Annotated in this window: 12 protein-coding genes; 3 read left to right on the forward strand and 9 right to left on the reverse strand. The window is 72.8% G+C overall.

Going from position 1 to position 9,417, the window contains the following annotated elements; translation table 11 throughout:
* Window positions 1-21 precede the first annotated feature (21 nt).
* Together BJP40_RS16355 and BJP40_RS16360 are read right to left on the reverse strand one after the other, a co-directional pair.
* Window positions 22-711, reverse strand: a complete 690-nt coding sequence (locus BJP40_RS16355) for an SDR family oxidoreductase (protein WP_071280987.1) — start codon at window positions 709-711, stop codon at window positions 22-24.
* A 29-nt stretch (window positions 712-740) separates the two neighbouring features.
* Window positions 741-1,280 carry a TIGR00730 family Rossman fold protein gene (locus tag BJP40_RS16360; protein ID WP_071263941.1) on the reverse strand — a complete coding sequence of 180 codons (540 nt, stop codon included), beginning with the start codon at window positions 1,278-1,280 and terminating at the stop codon, window positions 741-743.
* A gap of 48 nt (window positions 1,281-1,328) precedes the next feature.
* On the opposite strand from BJP40_RS16360, the gene BJP40_RS16365 reads away from it, so the two are divergent.
* Window positions 1,329-1,664: a DUF427 domain-containing protein gene (locus BJP40_RS16365; RefSeq protein ID WP_071263943.1), complete on the forward strand. Its 336-nt coding sequence runs from the start codon at window positions 1,329-1,331 to the stop codon at window positions 1,662-1,664.
* On the opposite strand, the gene BJP40_RS16370 is transcribed toward BJP40_RS16365, so the two are convergent.
* The 4 genes from BJP40_RS16370 to mnmA form a co-directional block, all read right to left on the reverse strand.
* Window positions 1,643-2,131 carry a hypothetical protein gene (locus BJP40_RS16370; RefSeq protein ID WP_079171226.1) on the reverse strand — a complete coding sequence of 163 codons (489 nt, stop codon included), beginning with the start codon at window positions 2,129-2,131 and terminating at the stop codon, window positions 1,643-1,645. The genes BJP40_RS16365 and BJP40_RS16370 overlap by 22 nt on opposite strands.
* A gap of 95 nt (window positions 2,132-2,226) precedes the next feature.
* Window positions 2,227-4,083, reverse strand: a complete 1,857-nt coding sequence (locus BJP40_RS16375; RefSeq protein WP_071280989.1) for an alpha/beta hydrolase — start codon at window positions 4,081-4,083, stop codon at window positions 2,227-2,229.
* Window positions 4,080-4,514 carry a hypothetical protein gene (locus tag BJP40_RS16380; RefSeq protein ID WP_071280990.1) on the reverse strand — a complete coding sequence of 145 codons (435 nt, stop codon included), beginning with the start codon at window positions 4,512-4,514 and terminating at the stop codon, window positions 4,080-4,082. The genes BJP40_RS16375 and BJP40_RS16380 overlap by 4 nt, the downstream gene beginning before the upstream one ends.
* A gap of 144 nt (window positions 4,515-4,658) precedes the next feature.
* Entirely contained in the window at window positions 4,659-5,792 is a 1,134-nt protein-coding gene (gene mnmA / locus BJP40_RS16385; RefSeq protein WP_071280991.1) for a tRNA 2-thiouridine(34) synthase MnmA, read from the reverse strand.
* A 61-nt stretch (window positions 5,793-5,853) separates the two neighbouring features.
* On the opposite strand from mnmA, the gene BJP40_RS16390 reads away from it, so the two are divergent.
* The gene (locus tag BJP40_RS16390) at window positions 5,854-6,561 is read left to right on the forward strand and encodes an N-acetylmuramoyl-L-alanine amidase (protein WP_071263953.1); all 708 of its coding nucleotides are present in this window, start codon (window positions 5,854-5,856) and stop codon (window positions 6,559-6,561) included.
* Window positions 6,562-6,918: 357 nt separating this feature from the next.
* On the opposite strand, the gene BJP40_RS16395 is transcribed toward BJP40_RS16390, so the two are convergent.
* The 3 genes from BJP40_RS16395 to BJP40_RS33645 all read right to left on the reverse strand — a co-directional run bounded on the left by BJP40_RS16395 (window position 6,919) and on the right by BJP40_RS33645 (window position 8,766).
* On the reverse strand, window positions 6,919-8,082 hold the full coding sequence (locus tag BJP40_RS16395) for a cysteine desulfurase family protein (RefSeq protein WP_071280992.1): 1,164 nt from the start codon (window positions 8,080-8,082) through the stop codon (window positions 6,919-6,921).
* A gap of 79 nt (window positions 8,083-8,161) precedes the next feature.
* On the reverse strand, window positions 8,162-8,542 hold the full coding sequence (locus BJP40_RS16400) for a hypothetical protein (RefSeq protein ID WP_071263957.1): 381 nt from the start codon (window positions 8,540-8,542) through the stop codon (window positions 8,162-8,164).
* Between the two features lie 20 nt (window positions 8,543-8,562).
* Window positions 8,563-8,766, reverse strand: coding sequence for a hypothetical protein (locus tag BJP40_RS33645; protein ID WP_143065956.1), 204 nt, complete (start codon window positions 8,764-8,766; stop codon window positions 8,563-8,565).
* A gap of 65 nt (window positions 8,767-8,831) precedes the next feature.
* Between BJP40_RS33645 and BJP40_RS16405 the strand changes: the two genes are divergently transcribed.
* A partial coding sequence (locus BJP40_RS16405) for a TetR family transcriptional regulator (protein ID WP_071280993.1) occupies window positions 8,832-9,417 on the forward strand: 586 nt, incomplete at its 3' end.

Below are 9,417 nucleotides of genomic sequence, written 5' to 3' on the forward strand. Positions count from 1 at the left end.
GGGAAGGGTACGCGCACGGGCCTACCGTCCCGGCCGCACGGTGAGGTCGTTGACCTCGGCGTCCCGCGGCAGGTCGAGCGCCATCAGGATCGTCGTGGCCACCGACTCGGGGTCGATCCAGCGGGCGGGGTCGTACGCCCTGCCCTCCTGGTGGTGCACCTTGGCCTGCATGGGGCTGGCGGTCCTGCCCGGGTACACGGAGGTGACGCGCACCCCGTGGCCGTGCTCCTCGGCGCGCAGGGAGTCGGCGAGGGCCTTCAGTCCGTGCTTGGAGGCGGCGTACGCCGCCCACTCGGCGTGCGCGTTCAGCCCGGCGCCGGAGTTCACGAACACCACGTGCCCCTGGGAGGCGCGGAGCTGCGGAAGCAGCAGCCGGGTCAGCTCGGCGGGCGCGAGGAGGTTCACGTCGAGCTGGCTCCGCCACGCCTTCAGGCCGAGCTCGCCCACCGTGCCCAGCTCGACGACGCCCGCGACGTGCATCAGGGAGTCGAGCCGGTCGGGGAGCGTCTGGTGGGAGAACGCCCAGGACAGCCGGTCGGGGTTGGCGAGGTCACCGACGAGGGTCTTCGCCCCCGGGTGCGCCGCGGCCAGTTCCCTGGCCCGCCCGGCGTCACGGGCCAGCAGGATCAGCTCGTCTCCGCGCGCGTGGAGCCGGCGCGCGACGGCGGCGCCGATGCCGGAGCCGGCGCCGGTGATCAGATGAGTAGCCATACGGGCCATCCTCGCACCCGGCGCGCCGGTCACCCGATCCCGGCGGCCTCCTCCAGGTAAGCGAGGGCGGAGACCCCGTCCTCGGCGAAGAACACCAGGTCGGCGAGGGGAAGCGGCAGGAACCCCTCCGCCTCCATCCGGCGGAACTGCTCCTTCAGCCCGTCGTAGAAGCCCTCCGTGTTCAGCAGCACCACCGGCTTGTCGTGCAGGCCGTGCTTCTTCAGCTCCAGGATCTCGGTGGCCTCGTCGAGGGTTCCGGTGCCGCCCACCATCACGACGACGGCGTCGGCCCGCGCGAGCAGCTCCGCCTTGCGCTCGGCGAGGTCCTTCGCGATGACCATCTCGTCGACCCCCGGGCGGGCCTTGTGGTGGAGGAACTGCACCGACACACCTACGAGCCGCCCGCCGGCCTCCTCCGCCGCGTCCGCGACGACCTTCATGAGCCCCGCGTCGGAGCCGCCCCACACGAGGGTGTGGCCGCCCTTGCCAAGCAGCGCGGCGAACTCCCGGGCGGGTGCGGTGTAGCGCTCGTCCAGGTCGGCGGCGGAGAGAAAGACGCAGATGTCCATGGCGCAACGGTACGGGAACACCGGCGGGCCGCCCGCCGTTCACCCGTCATGAGCGACAGGACGCCTCCCGGGCACCACATCACGGTCGAACCGGCCACCGAGCCGGTCCGCGTCGCACGCGACGGCCACGTGGTCGCCGACACGACCCGCGCACTGGCCCTCCGCGAGACGGGGTGCCGTACCCGCCGCTACATCCCGCCGGAGGACGTCCGCGAGGACCTGCTCACGCCGTCGGACACCCGCACGTACTGCCCGTTCAAGGGCACCGCCTCGTACTGGTCCCTGCCGGGCCGCCCCGACGCGGTGTGGGCCTACCCGGACCCGAAGCCCGAAGTGGCCTCCATCAAGGACCACTTCTGCTTCTACGAGGAGGACGAGGGCTGACCGGCCGGGGGGACGGCCGGGCCCGTCGCCGACCAGAAGTCGGAGCGGACGTTGGGCGTGGGGATCTCACCGGGGGCGTAGGCGGGGCCGTTCGGCTGCGATGCGGGGTCAGCCACGGCGGACTCCTCCACGCAGGGGGTGGCCACTTCGAAGAAGGCTTGGCCTTTGTGGCCGAACTCCAGGGTGATCTGGAAGCCGTCGGCGGACTGGGCGAAGACGGCCGGCACGTCAGCGCTCTTCCTGACGGCGCTGATGCGGTAGCCGCTCTTCTTCCAGTGGCGCTCGACCACCCCGAGGAAGTTGCCGCGGCGCGCGTCGGAGATGATCGTGAGGACGGTGCGCCGGCGCCACACCTCGCAGCTTGATGCTGTCGTGGTGTCGTGCGTCCACTGGATCTCCGGCACGACCGCCTTGATCGTCGCGTCCAGCATGGAGTCCGCGCGTTCCGCGGCTTCCTGCATGTTCATGGCTTCTGCTCCTCCGCCTGTGGCTCCGCACCCCGCGACGACCAGGGCCGCCAGCAAGAGCGCGCAGGACCTTCGTAGCGTCCGCGTCCCGCGTGTCATCGGTACTCCTCCTTGACCACTTCGTCGGATCTCCCGGCGACGATCAGAGCGATGTTGGAAGCGGAAACGGGGTCCGAGTCCACGCCGCGCGGTGTGAAGTAGTTGGAGTGCGCCTGGAACGGCGCTCCGCTGGAGACGGGGTGGGGGCCGGTCAGGGTCTGGAAGCGCTGGGCGCCGAACGCTTCGCTGGCAGGGTCCTTACCGAAGTAGAGGTCGTCACTCCCAGGGTCGCTGATCTCGCCGGCGATCACCGTCCCCATCACCGTCCCGACCGGCCCGGCGAGGGAACCGACACCGGCACCGACCAGAGCGGCTCCCCCTTGGGTCTTCGACGGCAGGTGGGTCACGAGGTCGTTGTCCGCCGCCCCGACGAAGACGTGTTCCTTGCCGACGCCGAGATCCTCCGCCTTGTCCACCCCGACGCCAGGGCTGCCCACCAGGATGACGTCGTCGACGCCCGGGATGCCCCCGGGCTCCCTGGCAGCCGTACCCACGGTGAGGGAGCCGTACGAGTGCCCGATGGCCGTCAAGTGCGGGTCAGAGTGACGGTTCGTGGCTTGGAGGCCGTCCATGAAGGAGCTGTAGGCGGGTGCTCCCCGTTCAGCGTCGCCCGTGCTCAGCACATGCATGTTCGTCAGCTGTGGTGCGTCGTAGCCAAGCCAGACGATGGCGGCGCTTGAAGGGTCGTACTTCCGTGCGCCGATGGCGGTGTTCTGGGCGCGGACCATGGTCTCCTTGACGAACGTGTCGTTCAGGCTGGTGTCCAGACCCGGTACGTACGCCGACACGTGTCGGGATGTGTCTGGGTTCCCGTACGAGACGATGGCCCGTCCGTTCCCCTCGTCCCCGATCCCCAGCAAGTACATGGGCGGGTTACTGGGCTGGTTCAGCTTGTCCTGGATCATCCGCAGGGCGTCCAGCTTCGTCTGCGCGTCGTCGTCGCCTTTCTGCTGGGCGAGTTCGGCGATGAGGACGGGGAGGTACGTGCGGTTGGCCTCGTCACGGGTGGTGGCCGGGATGCCGTCCAGGCTGCCGATGAGGTCCGGCGCGATCTTCAGGTACTCCTGGCGCTGCTCGTCGGCGAGGTTCTCCCACCACGCCTTGCGTTCGGCGGGGGTCTTGTCCTCGGGGATGTTCCGGGCCAGGTAGGCGTCGGCTGCGTCGCGGACGACGGCGGTGTCGTGCGCGGCGTCCTTCAGCATCGCCGCCGTGACCTCCAGCCCCTTCTCCGCTTTCAGCTCGTTCAGCGCCTTGGCGTAGCGGGCGTCGACCTCGCGTGCCGCGTTCACCGCCTGGGTGATGCGGTGGGCGACGTCCTCGGCCTTCACGGCGTGCGGGTTGACGAGCCGGAGACCGGGAGCGCTGTCGGCGTACGGGGACGGGAGGCCCGGGCCGTCGAGGGGCTGCGGGTCCAGGGGGAGCCGGCCGCCCCGCACCGTGCCGCCGGGCACCTGCCGCTTCTCCCCGGCGATGTTCTCGACCTCTGCGGCCGGGAAGCTGACGGAACCGTCCTCGTGGACGGTGAGGTTGTGGCTCGCGGCGTCTTCGAGGGCATGCTTGAGGCGGCGTTGGGGAGCGGCGAGGTCGGCCGCGAGGCCGTTGAGGGCGGTCCGCACGAGGCCGCATTCGGAGTGCAGGTACTGGAAGTTGCGGCTGAGCCGCTGCAGGCGGGTCAACGCCTTCTCCGCGGATTCACTCTCCTGGGTGTCGCGGAGCCGTTGGGACATGGCCCGTTCCACCCGTGTGCGGTCCGTCGCCGAGCGGCTGGAGACCTCGTTCCACCGGTCGCCAGCGTCCTCGAACACGCTGCGCTTCAGGTCGCGGAGCTGCTGCCAGGTGAGGGTGCTGGTCACGGCGTCTCACCGGACTTCCGCACCGGCGTGAGGGAGTCCTTCACCGCGAGGTCGGTCTCGCCCATCTCCTTGGCGACCTTCAGCAGGGCCCCGTCGAGGTGGTCGCACTCGTCGCGCACGGAGGTGAGCCGGTCCTCCCAGGACGTCAGCACGGCCGTGAGGGCCGCCGCCGACGCGAGGCCCGCGCCGCCCGAGGTGACGCCGGTGTGCCCGGGGGCGAGGCGGGTGCGGCTCTTCTCCGTGTTCGTCCGCAGCTCGGAGGCGGTGGCGGACGCGCTGCTCCACGGGCCCTTCATGTGCTGCAGGGTGCCTTGGCCGCCGCCGGCACCGCCCGGTCCGCCGCTGTCGGTGGACGCGAGGACCGTCCGCGCCCGGCCCTGTTGCCCCGGCGGCAGGTCGAACAGTTCCTGCCACCGCTGCGAGTACTCCACCTACGGTTCCCTCGATTCGCCATGCGGACCTGCCATGACGCCTTGCTTTCGCAACCGCGCAGCAGGAGACGTTAGCGCACATCGCGGGGGTGGTGTGCGCACGCCGGTTCGCTGACGCGGCCCCGGAGGGCGGCGGCGCGGGGGTCAGCGGCTGACGGCGGCCGAGCGGGGGCGGCGGGTGGTGGTGGCGATGGTGGCGGAGCCGACGACCCTCGTCCCGTCGTAGAGGACGATGGCCTGGCCGGGGGCGACGCCGCGGACGGGGTCGGTGAAGGTGACGCGGAGTTCGCCGTCGACGGCCTCCGCGGTGACCTCCGTCTCTCCGCCGTGGGCCCGCAGCTGCGCGGTGTACGTGCCGGGGCCCTCGGGGGCGCGGCCGCACCAGCGGGGCTTGACCGCGGTGAGGGCGATCACGTCGAGGGCCTCGGCGGGTCCGACGGTGACGGTGTTGTCGACCGGGGAGATGTCGAGGACATAGCGGGGCTTGCCGTCGGGGGCGGGGTGGCCGATGCGCAGGCCCTTGCGCTGGCCGATGGTGAAGCCGTACGCGCCGTCGTGGGTGCCGAGCCGGGTGCCGGACTCGTCGACGATGTCGCCCTCCGCCTTGCCGAGTCGGGAGGCGAGGAAGCCCTGGGTGTCGCCGTCGGCGATGAAGCAGATGTCGTGGCTGTCGGGCTTCTTCGCGACGGCCAGGCCGCGGCGCTCCGCCTCTGCGCGGATCTCGTCCTTCGTGGTGACGGTGTCGCCCAGCGGGAACATGGCGTGGGCGAGCTGCCGCTCGTCCAGGACGCCGAGGACGTACGACTGGTCCTTGGCCATGTCGGAGGCGCGGTGCAGCTCGCGCGTGCCGTCGGGGCGGGTGACGACCTGCGCGTAGTGGCCGGTGCAGACCGCGTCGAAGCCGAGGGCGAGGGCCTTGTCGAGGAGCGCCGCGAACTTGATCTTCTCGTTGCAGCGCAGGCAGGGGTTGGGGGTGCGCCCGGCCTCGTACTCGGCGATGAAGTCCTCCACGACGTCCTCGCGGAAGCGTTCCGCCAGGTCCCAGACGTAGAAGGGGATGCCGATCACGTCGGCGGCGCGGCGGGCGTCGCGGGAGTCCTCGATGGTGCAGCAGCCGCGGGCGCCGGTGCGGAAGGACTGCGGGTTCGCGGAGAGCGCCAGGTGCACCCCGGTCACGTCGTGGCCCGCCTCGGCGGCGCGGGCGGCGGCGACGGCGGAGTCCACACCGCCGGACATGGCGGCGAGGACGCGGAGGGGGCGGGAGGAGGTCTCAGTCATAGCCCTACCAGGGTACGGGGCCGCGGGAACCGTCGCGGCGGGCGTGTGCGTTCATGGTCACATGGGGAGTGGTCAGGGCCCGGACGGCGGGCGGAAGCGGTTGGGACGGCGGGCCCTGCTGATCGGCGGCGGCGCCGCGCTCGCGGGCGGGGTGGTGGCCGGCTGGGACGAGCTGGAGCGGATGTGGTGGCTCCTGCCGGGCACGGAGAAGCCCCGGAAGGACGGTGAGCTCGACCACGCGGGCGCGGTGTGGACGGCGGCGTCGCGGGCGAACTGGCGGCGGGCCGACCGGCCGGACGACTACGCGGTGGACCGGATCGTGATCCACGTCGTGCAGGGCAGCTACGCGACGGCCCTGCGGGTGTTCAAGAACCCGCTGCACGGGGCGGCCGCGCACTATGTGGTGGGCAAGGACGGGCGGATCGCGCAGATGATCCGCGAGCTCGACGTGGGTTTCCACGCGGGGAACCGGGACATGAACGAGCGGAGCATCGGCATCGAGCACGAGGGCTTCGTGGACCGGCCGCAGGACTTCACCGCGGAGATGTACGCGGCGTCGGCGCGGCTGGCGGCGGACATCTGCGCGCGGTACGGCATACCGGTCGACCGGGAGCACATCATCGGGCACGTGGAGGTGGAGGGCACGGACCACACGGACCCGGGGCCGCACTGGGACTGGGACCGGTACCTGAAGCTGGTGCGGGAGGCGGCGGCGAACCCGCCGTCGCCCTCGCCGTCCCCTCCCGGGGCGGGCGCCGCGGGGGCCTGAGGGCCGCCGGGCGGCGGCTTGTTGCGCGGGCTCGGGCGCCCGACCGGACGGGCGGGTGTCCTCGTGAGGTTGCCGGGGGCAGCGTCCTGCGCCGGGTGGCGGGCCACCGCGTGCGTCTTCCTGCGGGTGATCAGGCGTGGCCGGGCGCGGAGGCGGTGGACTGCTTTCGGCGGCGACCGCGCCGCGTGTGGTACGGGGGCGACGGGCTGCACCGGTGGCGCCGGGCGCGGCCCGGAGGCGGTGGGCCGCCGGCCGGTGTCGGCGGGCCGCCGCCGGGTGCGGGGACGGGCCGCCGGGGTCCGGCGTCGCCGGGTACGGAGGGGTGGGCCGCCGCCGTTCAGGCCGGCGGCTGCGCGGTCAGCTGAGGCCGGCGGTCCTGGCGCGTTCCACGGCCGGGCCGATGGCCTTGGCGACGGCCTCGATGTCGGCGCGGGTCGTGGTGTGGCCGAGGGAGAAGCGGAGTGTGCCGCGCGCCAGTTCCGGATCGGTGCCCGTGGCGAGGACGACGTGGCTGGGCTGGGCGACCCCGGCGGTGCAGGCGGACCCGGTGGAGCACTCGATGCCCTGCGCGTCCAGGAGCAGCAGCAGGGAGTCGCCCTCGCAGCCGGGGAAGCTGAAGTGGGCGTTGGCGGGGAGGCGGTCGGCGGGGTCACCGCCGAGGACGGCGTCCGGCACGGCCGAGCGGACGGCGTCGACGAGTTCGTCGCGCAGGGCGCCGATCTCGCGGGCGAACGCCTCGCGGCGCTCGGCGGCGAGCCGCCCGGCGACGGCGAAGGCGGCGACGGCGGGCACGTCGAGGGTGCCGGAGCGGACGTGGCGCTCCTGGCCGCCGCCGTGCAGCACGGGCACGGGGCTGTGGGTGCGGCCGAGCAGGAGCGCGCCGATGCCGTACGGGCCGCCGACCTTGTGCCCGCTCACGGTCAGGGCGGCGAGCCCGGAGTCGCCGAAGGCCACCGGCAGCTGGCCGAACGCCTGCACCGCGTCGGAGTGCAGCGGCACGTCGAACTCGCCTGCCACGTCGGCGAGTTCGCTGACCGGCAGCACCGTGCCGATCTCGTTGTTGGCCCACATGACGGTGGCCAGGGCGACGCTCGCGGGGTCGCGGGCTATGGCTTCGCGCAGGGCGTCGGGGTGGACGCGTCCGTACGCGTCGACGGGGAGGTACTCGACGGTGGCGCCCTCGTGTTCGCCGAGCCAGTGCACGGCGTCCAGGACGGCGTGGTGCTCGACGGGGCTCGCGAGGACCCGGACCCGGCGCGGGTCGGCGTCCCTGCGGGACCAGTACAGGCCCTTCACAGCGAGGTTGTCGGCCTCGGTGCCGCCCGAGGTGAACACGACCTCGCTGGGCCGCGCCCCGAGCGCTTCGGCGAGGGCCTCGCGCGCCTCCTCGACGGTGCGGCGCGCCCGGCGGCCGGCGGCATGCAGGGAAGAGGCGTTCCCCGTGGTGGCGAGCTGGGCGGTCATCGCCTCGATCGCCTCGGGAAGCATCGGCGTGGTCGCGGCGTGGTCGAGGTAAACCATGGTGCCGCCGATTCTACGGGTCCGGGGTCGGCCCGACGTGCCGGATCGCGCCATTCCGTCACCGCCTCGTGCCCGTGCGTCAGCCGATGCTCCAGGACACGGTGTCGTTGGCGGTGACGAGCACGGCGAGGACGGCGAGGTCGGCGACGCCCAGGGCCAGGCCGAGGAGGGCCCTTCCCGTCCGGCGGGTGCGGCGGCGCAGGGCCAGGACGGCGAGCCCGACGGCGAGGGGGCCGAGCAGGAGGTTGAAGGCGACGAGCCCGACGAGGCCGAGGACGAAGGAGGCGACGGCCATGCCGTCGGCGTCCCGCCTCCGGGCGGTGGCCGGTGCACCGGACGCTCCGGCGGACGGGGGCGCGGCGGCCCCGTCCCGAGTGACGGGCACCCCGGACGCGGCATCACGGTCGGGCCCGGCGGACGAGGGGCTGACGAGGAGTGCGGTGGTTGCGGTGGTCTTCACGACGGCCTCCGGAGCGTGGGTCAGCTGGTGCGGCGCGTACGGGTACGGCGCTCCCGGGCCGCGAAGACCAGGAGCCAGAGGGCGACCGCGGTCGCGGCGGCGGCCGTGGCGGGCAGCGGCAGGAACGCCGGGGTGCCGATGAAGGTGCCGAGGAGAAGCAGGGCGGCCACGAGGAAGAGCATCGGGTTGCCTCCCGGGAAGACGATGAGGTGACAACTGTGCACTGACTTATCAGTCTAGGTGGTTTCGCCGCTGGAACCCTTCGGAGAACAGTTGTTTACTGCATGGCATGAGTCACATCACCGCCACCACGGGGGTCCGGCAGGCCCGGAAGCAGAAGACCCGTCAGGCACTCCTCGACGCGGCGCTCGGACTGCTGGAGGAGCAGAGCCTGAGCAGCCTGGGCCTCCGGGAGGTGACCCGGGCGGTCGGGATCACGCCCACGGCCTTCTACCGCCACTTCCGCGACACCGCGGACCTCGGGGTGGCTCTGGTGGAGGAGGCGCTCGGCAGTCTGCACGGCACCATCCGCACGACGCTGGCGACGACCGGGGACAGCGAGGAGCGGATCGCCGGAACGGTGGAGCTGATCGCGGCGCTGGTCCGGGACTTCCCCGCGCACGTGCGGTTCGTGGCGCGGGAGCAGCACGGCGGTGTACGGGCCGTGCGGGACGCGATCGCGGCGCAGCTCGAACAGTTCGCCCGGGAGGTGGCCGAGGAGTTGGAGGGACAGCCGGAGACGGCCGGGTGGCGGCCGGACGACGTGCTGATGCTCGCCGGGCTGTACGTCGACCACATGGTGATGACGGCCTCCGCGTTCCTGGCGGCGGGCCAGGACGCGGAGGCCCGTGACGAGGTCGCCCTTCGGGCGCGGC

Origin of the sequence: Streptomyces sp. CC53, assembly GCF_001865245.1 — a bacterium.
In the GTDB taxonomy this organism is placed as follows: Bacteria; Actinomycetota; Actinomycetes; order Streptomycetales; family Streptomycetaceae; genus Streptomyces.

Bases quoted from the DNA above. Each gene is read 5' to 3' on its own strand.
- BJP40_RS16355 (WP_071280987.1), bottom strand. From the start codon at position 711: ATGGCTACTCATCTGATCACCGGCGCCGGCTCCGGCATCGGCGCCGCC.
- BJP40_RS16360 (WP_071263941.1), bottom strand. From the start codon at position 1,280: ATGGACATCTGCGTCTTTCTCTCCGCCGCCGACCTGGACGAGCGCTAC.
- BJP40_RS16365 (WP_071263943.1), top strand. From the start codon at position 1,329: ATGAGCGACAGGACGCCTCCCGGGCACCACATCACGGTCGAACCGGCC.
- BJP40_RS16370 (WP_079171226.1), bottom strand. From the start codon at position 2,131: ATGAACATGCAGGAAGCCGCGGAACGCGCGGACTCCATGCTGGACGCG.
- mnmA (WP_071280991.1), bottom strand. From the start codon at position 5,792: ATGACTGAGACCTCCTCCCGCCCCCTCCGCGTCCTCGCCGCCATGTCC.
- BJP40_RS16390 (WP_071263953.1), top strand. From the start codon at position 5,854: ATGGGGAGTGGTCAGGGCCCGGACGGCGGGCGGAAGCGGTTGGGACGG.
- BJP40_RS16395 (WP_071280992.1), bottom strand. From the start codon at position 8,082: ATGGTTTACCTCGACCACGCCGCGACCACGCCGATGCTTCCCGAGGCG.